General features: G+C 38.2%; 20 protein-coding genes. 9 read left to right on the top strand and 11 right to left on the bottom strand.

Going from position 1 to position 18,183, the window contains the following annotated elements; all coding sequences use genetic code 11:
• Positions 1-380 precede the first annotated feature (380 nt).
• Entirely contained in the window at positions 381-797 is a 417-nt protein-coding gene (ruvX, locus tag Q0064_RS03020; protein ID WP_298144097.1) for a Holliday junction resolvase RuvX, read from the bottom strand.
• 346 nt (positions 798-1,143) lie between these two features.
• Here ruvX and mtaB point away from each other — a divergent pair, with 346 nt between their 5' ends.
• Both mtaB and Q0064_RS03010 read left to right on the top strand, forming a co-directional pair.
• Positions 1,144-2,463: a tRNA (N(6)-L-threonylcarbamoyladenosine(37)-C(2))-methylthiotransferase MtaB gene (gene mtaB, locus Q0064_RS03015; RefSeq protein WP_298144094.1), complete on the top strand. Its 1,320-nt coding sequence runs from the start codon at positions 1,144-1,146 to the stop codon at positions 2,461-2,463.
• A gap of 57 nt (positions 2,464-2,520) precedes the next feature.
• Positions 2,521-2,829 (top strand): helix-turn-helix transcriptional regulator, encoded by a 309-nt coding sequence (locus Q0064_RS03010; protein ID WP_298144091.1) that lies wholly within the window; start codon positions 2,521-2,523, stop codon positions 2,827-2,829.
• Between the two features lie 225 nt (positions 2,830-3,054).
• Here Q0064_RS03010 and Q0064_RS03005 read toward each other — a convergent pair whose 3' ends face one another.
• The gene (locus tag Q0064_RS03005; protein ID WP_298144089.1) at positions 3,055-3,396 is read right to left on the bottom strand and encodes a hypothetical protein; all 342 of its coding nucleotides are present in this window, start codon (positions 3,394-3,396) and stop codon (positions 3,055-3,057) included.
• Between the two features lie 220 nt (positions 3,397-3,616).
• Between Q0064_RS03005 and Q0064_RS03000 the strand changes: the two genes are divergently transcribed.
• The gene (locus Q0064_RS03000) at positions 3,617-4,312 is read left to right on the top strand and encodes an alpha/beta hydrolase (protein WP_298144086.1); all 696 of its coding nucleotides are present in this window, start codon (positions 3,617-3,619) and stop codon (positions 4,310-4,312) included.
• Positions 4,281-5,156, top strand: a complete 876-nt coding sequence (locus Q0064_RS02995; RefSeq protein ID WP_298144083.1) for a lytic transglycosylase domain-containing protein — start codon at positions 4,281-4,283, stop codon at positions 5,154-5,156. Before Q0064_RS03000 ends, Q0064_RS02995 begins: the two co-directional genes overlap by 32 nt.
• 1 nt (position 5,157) lies before the next feature.
• Here Q0064_RS02995 and Q0064_RS02990 read toward each other — a convergent pair whose 3' ends face one another.
• Both Q0064_RS02990 and Q0064_RS02985 read right to left on the bottom strand, forming a co-directional pair.
• The gene (locus Q0064_RS02990) at positions 5,158-5,853 is read right to left on the bottom strand and encodes a redoxin domain-containing protein (protein WP_298144080.1); all 696 of its coding nucleotides are present in this window, start codon (positions 5,851-5,853) and stop codon (positions 5,158-5,160) included.
• Between the two features lie 148 nt (positions 5,854-6,001).
• Positions 6,002-6,517: a DUF2892 domain-containing protein gene (locus Q0064_RS02985; RefSeq protein WP_298144077.1), complete on the bottom strand. Its 516-nt coding sequence runs from the start codon at positions 6,515-6,517 to the stop codon at positions 6,002-6,004.
• Between the two features lie 157 nt (positions 6,518-6,674).
• Here Q0064_RS02985 and rpmH point away from each other — a divergent pair, with 157 nt between their 5' ends.
• The 5 genes from rpmH to Q0064_RS02960 all read left to right on the top strand — a co-directional run bounded on the left by rpmH (position 6,675) and on the right by Q0064_RS02960 (position 12,083).
• On the top strand, positions 6,675-6,836 hold the full coding sequence (gene rpmH, locus Q0064_RS02980; RefSeq protein ID WP_007136275.1) for a 50S ribosomal protein L34: 162 nt from the start codon (positions 6,675-6,677) through the stop codon (positions 6,834-6,836).
• Positions 6,837-6,959: 123 nt separating this feature from the next.
• Positions 6,960-9,812 carry a carbamoyl-phosphate synthase large subunit gene (gene carB, locus Q0064_RS02975; RefSeq protein WP_298144073.1) on the top strand — a complete coding sequence of 951 codons (2,853 nt, stop codon included), beginning with the start codon at positions 6,960-6,962 and terminating at the stop codon, positions 9,810-9,812.
• Between the two features lies 1 nt (position 9,813).
• Entirely contained in the window at positions 9,814-10,023 is a 210-nt protein-coding gene (locus Q0064_RS02970) for a DUF2007 domain-containing protein (RefSeq protein WP_298144070.1), read from the top strand.
• Positions 10,024-10,511: 488 nt separating this feature from the next.
• On the top strand, positions 10,512-11,558 hold the full coding sequence (locus Q0064_RS02965) for an XRE family transcriptional regulator (protein ID WP_298144067.1): 1,047 nt from the start codon (positions 10,512-10,514) through the stop codon (positions 11,556-11,558).
• 9 nt (positions 11,559-11,567) lie between these two features.
• On the top strand, positions 11,568-12,083 hold the full coding sequence (locus Q0064_RS02960; RefSeq protein WP_298144064.1) for a hypothetical protein: 516 nt from the start codon (positions 11,568-11,570) through the stop codon (positions 12,081-12,083).
• A 140-nt stretch (positions 12,084-12,223) separates the two neighbouring features.
• Here the strand turns inward: Q0064_RS02960 and Q0064_RS02955 are convergent, their stop codons facing one another.
• The 7 genes from Q0064_RS02955 to Q0064_RS02925 all read right to left on the bottom strand — a co-directional run bounded on the left by Q0064_RS02955 (position 12,224) and on the right by Q0064_RS02925 (position 18,174).
• Positions 12,224-12,619 carry a hypothetical protein gene (locus tag Q0064_RS02955; protein WP_298144061.1) on the bottom strand — a complete coding sequence of 132 codons (396 nt, stop codon included), beginning with the start codon at positions 12,617-12,619 and terminating at the stop codon, positions 12,224-12,226.
• Positions 12,620-12,791: 172 nt separating this feature from the next.
• Positions 12,792-13,178, bottom strand: a complete 387-nt coding sequence (locus tag Q0064_RS02950) for a hypothetical protein (protein WP_298144058.1) — start codon at positions 13,176-13,178, stop codon at positions 12,792-12,794.
• A 157-nt stretch (positions 13,179-13,335) separates the two neighbouring features.
• The gene (locus Q0064_RS02945) at positions 13,336-14,982 is read right to left on the bottom strand and encodes a type I restriction-modification system subunit M (RefSeq protein ID WP_298144055.1); all 1,647 of its coding nucleotides are present in this window, start codon (positions 14,980-14,982) and stop codon (positions 13,336-13,338) included.
• Between the two features lie 154 nt (positions 14,983-15,136).
• Positions 15,137-16,255: a PDDEXK nuclease domain-containing protein gene (locus Q0064_RS02940; protein ID WP_298144052.1), complete on the bottom strand. Its 1,119-nt coding sequence runs from the start codon at positions 16,253-16,255 to the stop codon at positions 15,137-15,139.
• Positions 16,256-16,264: 9 nt separating this feature from the next.
• Positions 16,265-16,540, bottom strand: a complete 276-nt coding sequence (locus tag Q0064_RS02935; RefSeq protein WP_298144050.1) for a hypothetical protein — start codon at positions 16,538-16,540, stop codon at positions 16,265-16,267.
• 5 nt (positions 16,541-16,545) lie between these two features.
• On the bottom strand, positions 16,546-17,580 hold the full coding sequence (locus Q0064_RS02930) for a macro domain-containing protein (protein WP_298144047.1): 1,035 nt from the start codon (positions 17,578-17,580) through the stop codon (positions 16,546-16,548).
• 3 nt (positions 17,581-17,583) lie between these two features.
• A complete protein-coding gene (locus Q0064_RS02925; protein WP_298144044.1) occupies positions 17,584-18,174 on the bottom strand; it encodes a DUF4433 domain-containing protein in 591 nt (196 codons plus the stop codon).
• Positions 18,175-18,183 lie beyond the last annotated feature (9 nt).

The raw sequence follows: 18,183 nt of genomic DNA, 5'->3' as shown, positions 1-18,183 counted from the left end.
CCTATTCACACTTTCTCACTTCGCGTTTTTGAAAACCAAAAAACTGAAAATTTACGGAAAAACCGTAAAATCGTTCCAACGAACTTCCGTACTGTCAGATAAGTGGTAGTTTACCACGATTTTTTACAAACAACAAAAAGCTCACGTAAATTGCCGCTCTAGCCGCCACATCCAAAGTAAAATCCATACATTTTCACTCCTCGTCCCGCCTCTTGCACTCGAATTTTAAAAAATCAAAATAAATCAAAATTTACGGAAAAACCGTAATCAATATTTGAAAACAGTTACTAACTTCGCTTCGTACTCGACTACAAAACGCTCACAGTCAATCGAAAAAACTTTAAAACGAAGTTTGGTAAAAACTGTTTCAGAGCACCACCCTATTTTCTATAATGCAAATAATCTTGAAGTATGATCGCTGCTGCAATCTTGTCTACTGTGCCTTTGTCGCGACGTTTTTGTTTCGAAATTCCGCTATCAATCATCGTTTGGAATGCCATTTTGGAACTAAAACGCTCGTCGATGCGAACCACGGCTATGGCGGGAAACTCTTGCTGGAATTTTGCGATAAATTGGTTTATTGGGGCAGCAATTTGCGAATCGGAACCGTCGAAACGTTTAGGCTCGCCAACAAGTAAGGTTTCAACGACTTCGGTTTGGAAATACTTCGTGAGAAAAGGAAACAATTCATTGGTATCGACAGTTGTTAACGGCGAAGCAATGAGTTGCAGCTCGTCGGTAACAGCGATACCGCAGCGTTTGCCTCCGTAATCGATTGCTAAAATACGTTTTTTCATGCTGCAAAGATGCGAAAGTATGCGACATAGATGAAATGAAATCCTTACGAAAGTGCTGTAATTGCAGTTATGGGAATCGGTCAACGAACTGAAACGGCAAAGGCAAGAAGCAGTCGGTAAGAAGTGGTAGGGAAAATGAGTTTTAAAAACAATTTTTTTAGATAATTCTCAGTATTTTTGCATGCTTTTTTTGGGCAACTATTTTCGCGTTAGGGATGGCAGTGGAAAGCCTTTTTTGGGCTGAGCGGCCAAGCTAGGAAAAGCCCAAAAAAGCTTGTAACGTACAGCCCGACCCGGCTTTGCTCGGACTGCGCTGGGAAACGCCGGGTAACGCCCAAATAAAAAAATGAATTCTAAAAAAGTTGCTTTTTACACACTTGGCTGCAAGCTGAACTTCTCGGAAACTTCGACTATTGCGCGCAGTTTTACGCAGGAAGGTTTTGACCGTGTCGATTTCGAGGAAGTGGCTGATATTTACGTCATTAACACTTGTTCGGTAACGGAAAATGCCGATAAACAGTTCAAGCAAATTGTTCGTAAAGCGCAAAAGCTTAATCCAACTGCGTTTGTAGCAGCTGTAGGTTGTTACGCGCAGCTAAAACCCGAGGAATTGGCGGCTGTAGATGGTGTTGACTTGGTTTTGGGTGCAACGGAAAAGTTTAAAATTACCGATTACTTAAACGATTTATCGAAAAACGATCGGGGTGAAATACATTCGTGTGAGATATCGGAAGCCGACTTTTACGTAGGCTCCTACTCTATTGGCGATCGTACGCGGGCATTTCTTAAAGTACAAGACGGTTGCGATTACAAATGCACGTATTGCACGATTCCATTGGCGCGCGGAATATCGCGTTCCGATGCCTTGGAAAACGTATTGAAAAATGCCGCTGAAATTGCCGCACAAGACATCAAAGAAATTGTGCTAACCGGCGTAAATATTGGGGATTACGGCAAAGGAGAATTCGGAAATAAAAAGCACGAACACACCTTTTTAGAATTAGTGCAAGCTTTAGATCAAGTTACGGGAATTGAGCGTTTGAGAATCTCGTCGATCGAGCCAAACTTACTCAAAAACGAAACCATTCAGTTTGTCGCGCAAAGCAAAACTTTTGTACCGCATTTCCATATTCCGCTGCAATCGGGCAGCAACGACATTTTGAAAAAAATGAAACGCAGATACTTGCGCGAACTTTACCAAGACCGCGTTACAGCGATTCGCGAGGTAATGCCGCATGCTTGTATTGGCGTGGATGTTATAGTTGGATTTCCGGGGGAAACCGATGCCCACTTTTTGGAAACCTACCAGTTTTTGAGCGATTTAGATATTTCGTACCTGCACGTTTTTACGTACTCGGAACGCGACAACACGGAAGCCGCCGCAATGAGCGATGTGGTTGATACTGCCGTACGTGCTAAGCGAAGTAAAATGTTGCGCGGGCTGTCGGTTAAAAAGCGTCGGGCGTTTTACGAATCGCAATTGGGCACCAAACGCACGGTTTTGTGGGAAACCGAGAATCGTTCGGGCTACATGCACGGATTTACGGAAAACTACGTGAAGGTGAAAAAGCCGTGGAATCCGGAGTTTGCCAATGTTTTGGAAGCGGTGATTTTAACGAAAATCGACGACGACGGTTTGGTTCGTGTTGCACCTCAAGTGGAGTAATCGATTTCAAGAACATATTGCCTGTAACAGAAAAATTGACTTTTAAGCACAGTATCTATGAATACTGCCGCTACAAATCAGCTTACTTCATTTTCTGCCCATTTGGATTTACAGTACGGAAAAAAAGGTACTGCAGAGCGAGATCTTTATGAAGCCGAATTCGAAGCTTTTAAACTCGGTGTGATGCTCCAAGAATTGCGTAAAGAACAAGGTTTGACGCAAGAACAGCTGGCCGAAAAATGCGGAACAACCAAAAACTATATTTCGCGCATTGAAAACGATGCGAGCGATATTCGGCTTTCAACGTTGATGCGAATCATACGAGATGGTTTAGGAGGACAATTAAAAATTACGGTCGATTTTTAACCGAAACAGTTAGATAATTATTTATTTGCGGATTTTATTTTTTGGTAGCTAATCCCGCCATTTGCTTCAAGTACGCAATAAAACCAAGTATTTTGTTTGTTCAGCACGTGGCTTCCGCTGGTCGCCACAGCTTCCGGCAAAATAGCTTGGTTTTATTTTGCGCGCTTTTCGCGGCTGTCGGGGCTGGAAAAAACGTTACCAAATAAAAGTGAGTGAAAAAGGGTATCAATACCGATCAAAAAATCGCAATTTCGTAACACGAAAAACACTAGTTCCGTATTGTTCCACGATTTCATATTTGTGTCGACCCGATTGCGTAAATCCGATAATTTGCAAGGCAGCAAATTCGATATACCTACCACTACCTTCAATCATAAACCGATTGCCGTCTTTTCGGTACGCAGCATTTGCTAAAACAAACTCGGATAAATTCCAAGTTCCGTCAGTAGTTGTCACATCGGGAAAAGCGGTATAAATACTTTCAGTAACCTCGAGCTTTACGCCGTAGTACGTGTCGATACCGCTAAAAAAAGCAACAATCTTATTTCGCAACAATTCGTCGTTCATAATCTAAACTCGAGAAACATGGGTTGAGTGGAAGTAGCTGCGTTAAAAATAGCGAAAAGCAGTAAGATATCTGCTTTCAATAGTGTAAATTGAAAGCTTTTGGCAATTGTTCAATCCTATTTAACTGAAGCCTCCTACAGTAAACTGTTAATTATTTAACGGAACTTTTACGCTGCACTCACTTAGATAACGCTACTTTTAATCATTCATTGTTACGACTATGTTGAGACCTAAAAAATACGACGTTTATTTGATGCCTGGTTTGGCTGCTAGTCCACTTATATTTGAACGTATTGCACTACCTAGTGATCGTTATAACGTACATTTATTGGAATGGGAAATTCCATTAGAAAACGAATCATTGACGGCTTATGCCGAACGATTGTCGAAGAATGTAACCGGAAAACACATTATTTTAATTGGCGTATCGTTTGGCGGCATTTTAGTGCAGGAAATGAAGAACTTTGTTAATCCTGAAAAAGTAATCATTATTTCGAGTGTAAAAAGCAATCTGGAATTTCCGAGACGCTTTAAAATTGCCAAAACTACCAAAGCGTACAAGCTTTTACCAATAAAATTGCTGTTAAATGTAGAACAATTGGCAAAATTTAGTTTTGGTGATACTATAAACAAACGTTTGAAGTTATATGAGAAATTTCTGTCGGTTCGCGATGAAAAATATTTGCAATGGTCGATCGAACAAGTAATTTTATGGAATCGAATCGAGGTTGATCCCGAAGTAATACACATACATGGTGATGCCGACGAGGTTTTTCCGCCGAAATACATCAAAAATGCGATTTGGATTAAGGACGGAACGCACATCATGATCTTAAATAAATACAAATGGCTAAATGAAAATTTGCCAAAAATTATAGAACGAAATGAAAACGAATTGGAGAACATTAGCTCTTAGTGTACTTATTGGCAGCGGAATAATTGCCACATCGATTTTTGCGGTACAGTATCGCGCTAACGAAATCAAACATCCGTATTCGCCAAATGCGGCTGAATTCGCCGGAGAAGCTACACCTTTGCACGTCGAGGATGTGCGCGAACGCTTTGAACGTGAATTGATTGTAAATGCAAATTTAGATGCATCGACCTTGTTGATCATTAAACGTTCGGCACGCTTTTTCCCGATCATCGAACCTATATTGGCGAAAAATGGGGTTCCAGACGATTTTAAATATCTAGCCGTGGCAGAAAGCGCTTTGATGAACGCAACGTCATCGGCCGGAGCCAAAGGATTTTGGCAATTCATGCCCACCACAGCAAAAGAGCGCGGCATGGAAGTAACTGAGTTTGTTGACGAGCGCTATCACGTCGAGAAATCAACCGAAGCAGCTTGTAAGTACTTGCTCGACGCCAAACGCAAATTCGGATCGTGGACACTAGCCGCTGCTTCTTACAACGGCGGGATGGCAGGTGTGCAAAAGCAAATGGATATCCAAAACGAAACAAATTACTACGATTTGTTGCTCACAGAAGAAACGCACCGCTATGTTTTTCGAATTCTAGCACTAAAAGAAGTCATGAAAAATCCGGCAACCTACGGATTTACGTTTAGTGCAGCCGAACTATACAAACCGATTCCGACTAAAAAAGTAGTTGTAGATACTACGATCACCGATTTAGTTCGTTTCGCGAAAATGCAAGGAATTAATTACAAAACCTTGAAATATCACAATCCGTGGTTACGCGACAAAAAACTGCCGAATTTAAATCGTAAACCATACGAAATCCTGATTCCGCAGTAGATTATTGATGTGCGATGTGCTCTTTTTTGAGATTGCTCTTTACTAAGATATCAGCAATTTGAGCATTATAGAATTCGAAATTCAAACGTATAGCCTCTTTTATAGGCGTTTTCTTTGGAATTTGTAACGGAGCGCCTTTACGAATACTAAGCACTTCCAGATTGTCGTTTAGGAAATACGACGACAAATATCCAATGGCATTTTTCATCGTAGCCACAACCTCGGTATCTTTCGAATACGATTCGTTGGCATAACACACTTCGATATAGCCGTTAAATTGTGCAGCTACGGCTTTGGCTGCTTGTTTTCGATCCCAAAAAACCACAATGATTTGTAAATCTTTGGCATGCTGGCGCGCTAGTTTGTTCAAAGCGGGTATTTCACCTTTGTTTATGATACACCATGAGGCGTAAGTTTGGATTAATATGGGTTTTTTAATTGAAGATAGTTTTAGTTTACCGCCGTACAACCTTTTAAATTGATAATCGTTAAAACGCGTTCCAACCAAATGATTGTTAACTAAAGTATCAAAAAGATATTCAGCTTCGGCAGTCTTTCCAACCAGATAAGCTCGATCGCTAATGGCACTGTAGCGTTTGATATTCTTTCGAATCGCATCGCTGTACGCTTTCTGGTCTGTCTGTGAAAACGACAAACTACCGAGCAAAAACAGTACTAATGGTAGAATTTTTTTCATCTCAATCTGAATTGATATTCAGCACTATAGAGATAAAAGTATAAAAAAAATCGACAAACAAACACAAAAGTGTTAAATTTTTCGATTTTTTAATGATTAGCGAGAATATTTAACGAATAAAACCCAAATAATTAACGTAAAAGCTACATTAAATCTTTTTCATCTGTTCTTTCATCAACTTGATTTGATCCTTCAGCAAACCTTGTTTGTCTAATTTCTTAGCTTCATTGAGCAAATTGGTAGCTTCAAGTTTTCTGCGACGCGTCATGGCAACGCCGGCAAGATTAAGTTTTGCAATAGCTAAATCGGTATCCATAGACAAACCCAATTCAACGGCTTTCTTGAAATGCTTTTCTGCCTGCGTGATGTTGGTCTGCGAAAGCATAAGACCATGTAAGTACTCAAAGTAACCTTGTTGTTTGCGCACCAGTGCTGCTTGCGGATTTTTAATGTATGCCAACCACTTCTTTGCGCCTTCAAAGTCTTGTTTACGCAGTTTAAAGAACGCCAAGATGATGAATTCGTTCTTAAAGTAGAGTAAAATGAAAATGAGCGACAGTACGATTAAGAAAATACCGTTTCCGATTTCAGATTCGGTAAACTGCCAGATAGCCAAAACATTAAGCGCGGCAAAGAGAAATAACTTGATATTCTTGTGATACATGATGATTCCGTTTTGGTCGGCAAAGATACTAATTCCCGAAACTTAAATTATTTTTTTCGCAACGACTTGCCTAACAAAAAAGTCTTCTTATATTTGCACTCGGTTTTTCAGAAACCAAACCCATCAACAGCTAATTTAGATTTTAAAGATACAGGCAATGAGCAAAAGAACATTTCAACCATCGAAAAGAAAAAGAAGAAATAAGCACGGTTTTATGGACAGAATGGCTTCTGCGAATGGAAGAAAAGTTCTAGCGCGCAGACGTGCAAAAGGTCGTCACAAATTAACAGTTTCGTGCGAACCAAGACATAAAAAATAATGAGTTTATCTCTAATGAACTAAGGCGTTACTTTAATCGGTATCGCCTTTTTTTTTTAGAATTAAAAAGCGAATATCTGAAGTCTAAAATTTACCTTTACCACAACAACACAACTACAACTATATGCCAAAAGACAACTCCATTAAATCGGTCTTAATTATCGGCTCAGGACCAATAGTTATCGGACAAGCCTGCGAATTCGACTACGCCGGATCACAATCAGCTCGTTCCATTAAAGAAGAAGGAATTGAAGTTATTTTGATTAATTCCAATCCTGCGACCATCATGACCGACCCATCCATGGCCGATCACGTTTATCTGAAGCCACTCACCACCAAATCGATCATCGAAATCTTAAAAGCGCACCCACAAATCGACGCCGTGCTCCCAACAATGGGCGGACAAACAGCCTTGAATTTGTGTTTAGAAGCCGACGAAAAAGGCATTTGGAACGATTTTAACGTACGAATGATTGGTGTCGACGTGAACGCCATCAATATTACCGAAGACCGCGAACAGTTTAAGCAGTTACTCGAACAAATTGGCGTAGGAGCTGCACCTGCAAAAACAGCAAACTCGTTTCTGAAAGGAAAAGAAATCGCCCAGGAATTCGGATTTCCACTCGTTATACGTCCGTCGTTTACCCTTGGAGGTACTGGAGCAGCTTTCGTGCATCGCAAAGAAGACTTCGATGATTTACTTACACGCGGACTCGAAGCTTCGCCAATACACGAAGTTCTTATCGATAAGGCGTTGCTGGGTTGGAAAGAATACGAACTCGAATTACTTCGCGATAAAAACGACAACGTAGTAATCATCTGTTCCATCGAAAATATGGATCCGATGGGAATACATACCGGCGATTCGATTACCGTTGCGCCCGCCATGACATTGTCCGACAAAACTTTTCAACGCATGCGCGACATGGCCATCAAAATGATGCGTTCCATCGGAAACTTTGCTGGTGGCTGTAACGTTCAATTTGCGGTTTCGCCGGATGAAAAAGAAGATATCGTAGCCATCGAGATCAACCCACGGGTTTCGCGTTCGTCTGCACTGGCGTCAAAAGCAACCGGTTACCCAATCGCTAAAATTGCATCGAAACTCGCATTAGGATATACGCTCGACGAGCTTCAAAACCAAATTACTAAATCAACTTCAGCGCTTTTCGAACCCACACTCGATTACGTAATCGTAAAAATACCGCGTTGGAATTTCGATAAATTTGAAGGTGCCGATAGAACACTTGGACTCCAAATGAAATCCGTTGGCGAAGTTATGGGCATCGGACGCTCGTTTCAAGAAGCACTTCATAAAGCAACGCAATCGCTAGAAATTAAACGAAACGGACTAGGTGCCGACGGAAAAAGCTATACCAACTACGAGCAAATCATCGATAAATTAACCCACGCCTCTTGGGATCGGGTTTTTGTAATTTACGATGCCATTCAAATGGGAATTCCGTTATCGCGTATACACGAAATCACGAAAATCGACATGTGGTTCTTGCGTCAATACGAAGAATTATACCAACTCGAAAAAACGATTTCAACCTACCAAATCGATACGCTTCCAAAAAACCTACTTCTCGAAGCCAAACAAAAAGGATTCGCCGACCGGCAAATTGCGCATATGCTAGGCTGTTTGGAAAGTCAGATTTACAAGCTTCGCGAACAATTAGGTGTTAAACGCGTTTATAAACTGGTTGATACCTGTGCCGCCGAATTCAAAGCACAAACGCCTTACTACTACTCTACTTTCGAAGCAGAAGTGGAATTAGCAAACGGCGAACGATTTGTTGCCAACGAAAGTATCGTAACCGATCGCAAAAAAGTTGTGGTGCTAGGTAGCGGTCCAAACCGAATCGGACAAGGTATCGAATTCGATTACTCCTGTGTTCACGGCGTTCTAGCGGCCAAAGAATGTGGCTTCGAAACCATCATGATTAATTGTAATCCCGAAACGGTATCAACCGACTTTGATACAGCCGACAAACTGTACTTCGAACCCGTATTTTGGGAACATATTTACGACATCATTCAGCATGAAAAACCGGAAGGCGTTATCGTTCAATTAGGTGGACAAACCGCACTGAAACTCGCCGAAAAACTCGCGAAATACAACATCCGAATTCTCGGAACCAGCTTCGACGCGCTAGATTTAGCCGAAGATCGCGGTCGATTCTCAGAACTTCTTTCGCAACTCAACATTCCCTATCCAAAATTCGGAATTGCTGAAACTGCCGATGAAGCTTCTGTTCTAGCCGATTCACTCGACTTCCCTCTGCTCGTACGCCCGTCGTACGTACTTGGTGGTCAAGGAATGAAAATCGTTATCAACAAGCAAGAGCTGGAAGAACATGTGATCGATTTGCTCAAGAACATTCCCGGAAATAAGCTCCTACTCGATCATTACCTTGACGGTGCCATCGAAGCCGAAGCCGACGCGATTTGCGATGGTGAAAACGTGTATATCATTGGTATCATGGAACATATCGAACCTTGCGGTATCCATTCGGGCGATTCCAATGCCACACTTCCTCCCTTTAATTTGGGCGAATTTGTCATGCAACAAATTAAAGATCACACGCATAAAATAGCACTTGCGCTAAAAACGGTTGGTCTGATCAACGTGCAGTTTGCCATCAAAGACGATACGGTTTACATCATCGAAGCGAATCCGCGTGCCTCGCGAACCGTGCCTTTCATCGCGAAAGCATACGGCGAACCTTACGTAAATTACGCGACCAAAGTAATGCTTGGCGTTAATAAGGTAACCGATTTTACATTCAATCCGCAGCTGCAAGGCTACGCGATAAAACAACCTGTTTTTTCGTTCTCTAAATTCCGAAATGTCAATAAAGCACTCGGACCGGAAATGAAATCGACCGGAGAATCCATTTTATTTATCGACGATTTGAAAGACGATCAGTTCTACGAATTGTACGCCCGAAGAAAAATGTACTTGAGTAAATAAAGTGATAGAGGTATTCAGCGGCTCCGAAATCTTGGCACAGGCGGTCAACTACAATTTGCGCGAGGCAGGAATTACGGCCATCATACGCAATGAGTATGAATCGGCGCGCTTGGCGGGCTTCGGAACGGCTGATGCCGCGGTTAGTGTTTGGGTCTCGAAAGAAGATGTGATTTTGGCGAAGATGGTTGTAGCCAAGATGTTGGAGGAATAGGAGTTTTTGCTTCTGAAATTTTAGGGAATTAAGGCAAACCAAACTTAACGGAGAATAGATTTTTGAATAATAGGGGCGCTCCCTGCCAATGAATGTACTTCAACTAAAATTGGTTTCGGCAGGTCAGGCTGTTCGCTACCCCCGACAACTATCGGGGTGCCACTCGGCAACAGCCGCTCGTGGCAGGATTTCCTCTGCCATCCTTAGCGCGAAAACGTAATAAAATAAACGATCGTTCTTTGGGAAATCCGATTTTTCAGGATAGAATTAGGGACAAAGCTGGGAAGTTTCATGTGATTTGGGTTTTACTGAGGTACGAAATAGGAAAAGTGGCTTGAAGTACCTCAAAGTCGGGAGAGTTTGCGGAGCGGGGGTTTGGGAATGATGGTGTAAAATAGGTACGGCTGTTCGCTAACGTGTTATGTTTTTTTAGACGCGGTTTACAAATCAACTAATTTTTGTATTTTTGTCAACTAAACTAAAATCATATGAAAGAAATAGTCTCTCAAAAAATTAAAAATGCTAGAGCTCTAAAAGGGTTATCCCAACAGGAATTAGCTGATATGATTGGTGTTTCTAAACAAATGATTAGTAAATATGAAAAAGGTGAATCTATACCTAGTAGTTCAAATCTTTTGAAATTGGGGAAATCATTAAAAGTAAAAATCGATTATTTTTTTAAACCTAGTAAAATAGAATTAGGTGTTCTAAATTTTAGAAAAAAAAGTTCTTTTTCAAATAAAAAGCAAAAATCTTTAGAGCAGTTAATAAAGTTAAACCTTGAAAACTATTTAGAGATAGAAAGTTTATTACAAATTGATTACTCTTTTAAAAATTTTATTAAAAATGAAAAAGTCACTTCTATTGAGGATATTGAAAAAATAGTTTTGACTTTGAGGAATGTATGGGAAATTGGACTTGATCCAATTCATAATATTATTCAGCTTTTAGAAGATAATGAAATAAAAGTTATTGAGCTTTTTGACGTAGATGATAATTTCGACGGTTTAGCAACTTTCGTAAATGATAAATTCCCCGTAATTGTTGTAAATGGCAATTTTCCAGTAGAGAGAAAACGTTTTACTTTATTACACGAGTTAGGTCATTTGCTTCTAAACATTCCCGAATGTAATCTAAAAGACGAAGAGAATTATTGTAACAAATTTGCATCAGAATTTCTTTTTCCTAAAAAACTTGTAATTAAAGAGTTTGGAGTAAAAAGAGATTTAATCTCTTTAAACGAATTAATTGAAGTTCAGAGAAAATATGGTATGAGTATTCAAGCTATTATTTATAGGTTGGTCGATGCCGGCATATTTACCGAAAATAGAAAAATTGATTTTTACAAAAAGATTAACTTCAACCCAAGTTTGAAACGTGAAGTTAATTTGCCAAGATTTCCGACACCAGAAAAGTCAAACCGATTTGAACAGTTGGTATATAGAGCTTTATCACAAGAAATTATTTCGATTAGTAAAGCATCATCGCTATTGAATCAAAATATCAATTTACTGAATGAAAATTCATTACTATAAATTTGATCAATGACAATAATAATAAACGATGCTAATATATTGATTGATTTAGTTCAACTTAATTTAATGAACGAATTTATTCAGTTAGATTTAGAATTGAAAACTACGGATTTCGTATTTGAAGAACTCAATGAAGATCAAAAGATTATAATTGAAAAATATATAAACTCTGAGGAAATTGAATTAATAATCACAGAAGAAGAAGAAGATTTTCAACGCATCTCAGCAATTTTAGATAATAGTTCAGGATTGAGTTTTGAAGATTGTTCAGTTTGGTATTATGCTGATAAATTAAACGGTATATTGCTTTCCGGTGATGGAAAATTGAGAAGGCAAGCAACCGCCAATGGAATTTCAGTGAAGGGGATTTTATATGTATTCGACCAACTACTTTTGAAAGAACTGATTACTTTTGACTATGCTATTGAAAAAATTGAACAACTTTATGAAATAAATCCTCGATTACCAATTAACGCAAAAAACGAGCAAACGAGTAATTGGGCGTCGGAAAAACATTTCAGTTAACGTTTTTCAGCAACACGAATGGCTGATTTCGAAGCACTTCCCTATCAACCAAGCAGGAGTACATACTATAACTTTTAGATGTAAAAGTACTGCGAAATGCCTAGAAGTTGGGAGACGTTTGTGGAGCGGATGGGAGTTTTTTATACGTTAACATAATTAATTGGGTTTGCATTTCCTTTTACAAAATAATGCTTCACAGACTTTTGGTTATATTTTTTTCTTATTTCTTCTGAAGCAAGTTTTCCAGTAAATTCATAACGTCCTTCTAAACTTTTTGTTGAGTTTAAGTCTGGTCTATCATTTGGTTTTCTCGAACTTTCGGTTGTTCCGGCTTTATGCCATTTTTCAATTTCGTAAACCTCTTGAATAATACCTTTATATACAGCAATTCCATACTTTGCTTTTTTGGCTCGTTCGGTTTTTACTTTCCATCTTCCACGAGTGTAGTCAAAAAGTACATTTCTGTCCATTTTTGGTTCAAAAGTCTTATTGAGTCTGATTAAAATGGCTGGTTCTTTGATGTCGATTGATTCCATATTTTAAAGTTTAGTTCTAATGATACAAATTTGAAAAATGCGATACAACGGTTTGGCTAGGGCTTGTGGCGGATTCTAAGCACTTTTCTGCCCACCGATCCAAAGCTAGCTGCGATGCGAAAACCTTGCTGGCAACCCTTCGATAAGCTATACGGGTTGTTGTAAAACGCTTTTATTCTATTTTAATAAGTTCACCTTCAAAAACCAAATCAAACAGATTTGAAGTTGATTTCTGTACATATGAATTTTCTTTCGTCTCAATGATCTCAACCGTCAAGATCATTCCTACTGGAAATTCAATATTATTCGGATTTTCAAGGACTTTTTTCAGTTCAAGGGTATATGTACAGTCGTCAATCCATTTCACTTTGAATTCAAGTTTCAGCCCTGATTCTTCTCCAAATTCAATTTGCTTTGACCCTTTTCTTGTGATGATCGAATTACCAACTTCTTCATCAACAATTTTGAATTTTCCGTTTCTAAATTTTTTGCATTCATTCGTCTGTCCAAAAACGACAGTTGAAAAGCAAATCAAAGCTAATACGATGAGGTTTTTCATATTCTTATTACTGGTTTATAACGTTTTAACGATTTTCGATGGTGGCGATTTCGGAGCACTTCCCTGGCAACCAAGCAGGAGTACACACATAACGTATAGATGTAAAAGTACTGCGAAATGTCTAGAAGTTGGGAGGTTTTGTGGAGCGTGGTGGAAATTAGATCGGTTTTAGTCCTAGCTCTTTTAAAAATTCATTGTGCTTGTCCGTATTTTCTTTTATTCTTTCATTTATTAAATTCAATTTGTTATTTACGTCTTTCAAGTCAATTTGCACTTCGTCTTCCGACGTGCTGACATACCTCGAAATATTAAGGTTGTAACCATTCTTTTCAATTTCGTCCATTGAAACCCTGCGCGCGTATTTTTCAATATGGTCCGGTCGGTATTGATATGTTTCAACGATTTTGCGAATATCGTTTGGCTCTTCGTTTTTTCCTTCTCGTAATGTGTTTTGTCGTTTGCCTTGTTTGTAATGTTCTGATGCATTGATAAATAAAACATCATCGTGCTTCTTGCATTTCTTTAAAACCAAAATACAAACTGGAATACCTGTTGAGTAGAACAAATTGGAAGGCAAACCAATCACTGTGTCAATATGGTTATCCTTTAAAAGTTTGGTTCTGATTCGTTCTTCTGCCCCACCTCGAAATAAAACACCGTGTGGTAAGATAATTGCCATTGTTCCTTCTTTGCCTAAAAAGTGAAAACCGTGCAGTAGAAAAGCAAAGTCGGCTGCTGATTTAGGTGCTAAGCCGTAACTTTTAAAACGGAAATCTTCGGCTAAGGTGTCATTGGGTTCCCAACGCAAACTAAATGGCGGATTGGCAACAATAGCATCAAATTCTATTTTTTTACTCGGATTCATTTCATTGAGCAATGACCAACTATTTTCTAAAGTGTCTCCGTGAAATATCTCAAACTCGGTGTCTTTCATACCGTGCAAAAGCATATTCATTCGGGCAAGATTGTAAGTAGTAATATTTTTTTCTTGACCGTATATTTTACCCACACTTCCGCCACTGTCTTTGATTCGTTTTCTTACATTAAGCAACAACGAACCTGAACCACAGGCCATATCTAGTACTTTGTCTAACTTCTTTTTCTTACCTGTTTTTGGTTCTTGACTGTCTAAGGTTACGATTTCAGAAAGAATAGTAGAAATTTGTTGCGGTGTATAAAACTCACCTGCTTTTTTACCTGAACCTGCTGCAAACTCGCCTATTAAATATTCATAAGCATCGCCAAGAGTATCAGAGTCGGCAGAGAATTCGGCAATGCCTTCTGCAATTTTTTGAATGATGGTACAAAGTTTCTTATTCCGTTCCGCAGCTGTTTTTCCAAGTTTTTCCGAATTCAAATTAATTTCAGAAAACAAGCCTTGAAAGGCACTTTCAAAAGATTCATTCTCTATATATCTAAAACCTGATTCAAGTGTAACCAAGAGCTCTGGATTCTGTGTGCGAGCCATTTCGCTGATGTTACTCCACAAGTGGGCAGGTTCGATTACATAGTGCACTTTTCTGCGCATCTGTTGTTCAAATTCCGTAATATGTTCAAAATTTGACTCATACCACAATTGCAGTGGCGTTGTAACTCCAAAATCTTTAATAAGATTATCAGTAGCTTCAGGATAATCCTTACCTAATTCTTTTTTTGCCGCTTCTTCGTAGTTATAAGACAAATACCTCAGGAAGAGAAACGAAAGCATATAATCACGAAAATCATCCGCATTCATAGCACCTCTTAAATCGTCTGCAATATTCCAAAGAGTTTTACCCAGTTGTTGTTGGTCTTTATTTGTCATTTAATATATTAATTTTTCAAACGTGTTTTTATAACGAAATAAGCAAGTGATTGATTAACAATGTTTTAATTTTTATATTTTCGATTTCGTGATTTTCTAATGAAATAAAAGTTAGGCCCAAAAAGGAATATAAGATGCAAACTTTTTAGATGAATTATTCCTTATCATTGTTTTTTTCATTGGCATTTATTTCATTCATTATTATGGCTTGTAATTCATTTTTTGGTAACAATAGTTGATATTCAGCCACGCCTATGGGTTTACCTATATCTTGTAGGGCAATTTCAACATCTAAATGGTCTTTGTCTGCACAGAGTATAATCCCAATAGAAGGGTTTTCGTTTTCACCTTTTTCTAATTTATCAAGTAATGAAAGATACAAGTTCATTTTGCCCACGTATTCGGCTTTGAAACTTCCTATTTTCAGTTCAATTGCCACTAAAGATTGTAAATTTCTATGGTAGAAAAGCATATCCACAAAATATTCTTTATAGTTGTATTCCAAACAGTATTGGTTACCTATAAACGTAAAACCTTTACCCAATTCCAACACAAACGATTTTATTTTTTCTACCAATCGTTTTTCCAATTCATTTTCTTTTACCTTTTCTGTAATTCCTAAAAAGCTTAGATTATAAGCGTCTTTGAATACTTCAGAGGCGTAATCGGAATGAATTGTAGGAAGTGATTCGCCAAAATTGTGCGACTTGATATTATTTTGAGCTAGACTGTAACTATCCATTTTGATGGCATTCAGCAACCAATCTCTACTCCAACCTTTTTCTATAGTTTGCTGAATGTAGAAATTTGCAGCTTTAATGTCTTTTACTTTGGTAAAAATAAGAATGTTATGCCCCCAAGGAATGAGTACTGCGGGGTGCTGTGTAAATTGTCCAAAAGGCTGTTGGACAATTTCATTATTTTGATTTTCATTACTTTGTAATTTTGCCTTTGCTTGAGGCAAATTTAGTCCACCAGCATGTTGGACTAATTCGTTGTTGTAGTAAAAATTGTAAAATTGCTTGCAGTAGAATAAATTACTCCTTGTCAATCCTTTCAAATCGGGAAACTCAGCCTGTAAATCTTTTGATACTCGCGCTATTAGTTTACTGCCCCAAGTGTTTTCTTGTGCTACAATCATTTTGCCCAGCTCCCAATATAGTTGTATCAACTCAGTATTTACAGATACAGCAGCTTTTGCCTGAGCCGAACGGATTTTTCCTTTCAGTTCAACTATCCATTGTTTGTATTCCTCGTTGATCATATTCGTCATTCGTAATTTTTAATTCGTAATTGATTTAGGAAACAACCCCTGCATCAATCCTTTTTTATGCAACTTCAATTGCTCTATTTTCTCCACTTGTGCAGTGATAAGTGCATCTAAGGAAGAAAAACAAGAAGCGATTTTTTGTTGCTCTTTGGGGTTTATGGGAGATACTAATTTAGCATCTTCCAAATTTCTTTCAGAAAAACCTTTAAGGTCAGCGAGCTCGTGCCGCAAATCGTCTGCAATATTCCAAAGGGTTTTACCCAGTTGTTGTTGGTCTTTATTTGTCATTTAATTCAAACTAGCTGTTGGTTAATATTTGATAGTGCCTTGTTTATAAAAACAGGATTCGCAAATAAGGTTCTTTTTCTATCGCTCCAATTTTCAAGTTCTCTTAAAATATCCTCAGTATTATGTTTATCTTTTTCTGTTTTTATAAAATCTATAGTTGAAAGTAACTCAAGACCAAATGGAGAAAAATAACCTTTTAAAAAACTTTTTGTTTTATCTGAAATGACCTTGTACCTCTCATTTTCAGGCTGATTAAGAAATTTTACAACATCGTGCTCTGCATCCATAATAAGGCTTAAGTCATCAAATGGTTTTTTATCTTTTGCACTGTATCCCATTACATAACTTCCATTCAAATAATACAGCACGTGTCGAACTTTACCCGAATAAGGTCCATAAAAATTCGGTTCGAATTTTAGTTTGAATTCTTCTTTAGCACCAAATCTCTGTAAAAAGTAAGCAGTTTTTTCTGCTGCAAATTCTGAAACAAACTCACCGTTGCGCACCATTTCATAAAGCACGGACAAAAGCATTGCTCTTGCAGGAGTTAATTTCACTCTTTCCGCAATTAAAATTTCTTTAATAGCAGCAGTTGGTTCGTACAAATAAATCGTACAATCAATTTCTGAAAGTGAATCAATTATCATTTGTTTAACTTTTTGCCAATCTAACCCTCCATTCCCTGCGCCCAACGGTGGAATAGCAACTGATTCTATATTCCTATCGAGGATTACTTTTTTAAGTTCTTCGAGTCCTTTTTCAATGTACTCATATTCTGATGGATAACGCCAATGTGTTTTAGTCGGAAAATTGATAATGATTTTTTTACCAGATAAAAGTGATTCTTCCTCGGTTATCAACAGATTGCCAATTTTGAGTTCATTTTTCTCACAAGCTACTTTATACAACTTGTAATTATTTGGAAACTGATTTTTAAACTGAAGAGCAATACCTTTGCCCATAACACCCACCGTATTGACGGTATTCACTATGGCTTGTGCGGTACTATCTAAAATATTTCCTGTTAAGTAATTTATCATGGTTTAAAAGTATGCGTTTGTTATAATTTTTATTTGATTTTCTGCAACTCCAAAATTTAAAAGTTGATTTTTTGCCTCTTCGTTTCTAACTATGAAACCCAAAACATCTTCAAATGGCAAATCCCCCAAAAGTAGAAACTCTGCTTGCATTCTCCTTTTTAAATCTAGGTCAGAAGGATCTTTCCAATCTTTTACTTTCACTGCTTGAAAATCAACTTGATTCTCGATGTCAAAAACGTCCTGAGGTTCAAACTGCGAAGAGAATAAATCAAAAGCGTGTCCACTCGTGTAAACAAATTCAAGTTTCGTATCGATAACTCTTTGTACCGAAGTAACACAATAAACAATATCTTTTGCCTCCGTTACTGTAACTCCATTGTACCCCTTTTGTATTACATAAAGCATGGGCATTCTTGTACCAAAATAAAAAGGTACATATTCACCTAATAATTTTCCATTATCCAAAACAAACTTATCTCTGGTCGAAATTAAACTCGAATCCCCAATTGGGGTAAAGTTTGGATTGGCATTGGGCGAATTTCTGTGCGTTATACCATACATCAGAATATGTGGCACATTGTCAATGTGCGTCATTCTATACAG

Origin of the sequence: Flavobacterium sp. (assembly GCF_027490375.1) — a bacterium.
GTDB lineage: Bacteria > Bacteroidota > Bacteroidia > Flavobacteriales > Flavobacteriaceae > Flavobacterium.
Note: the sequence above shows the minus strand (reverse complement) of the source record. Positions and strands in the feature narration are given on the sequence as shown.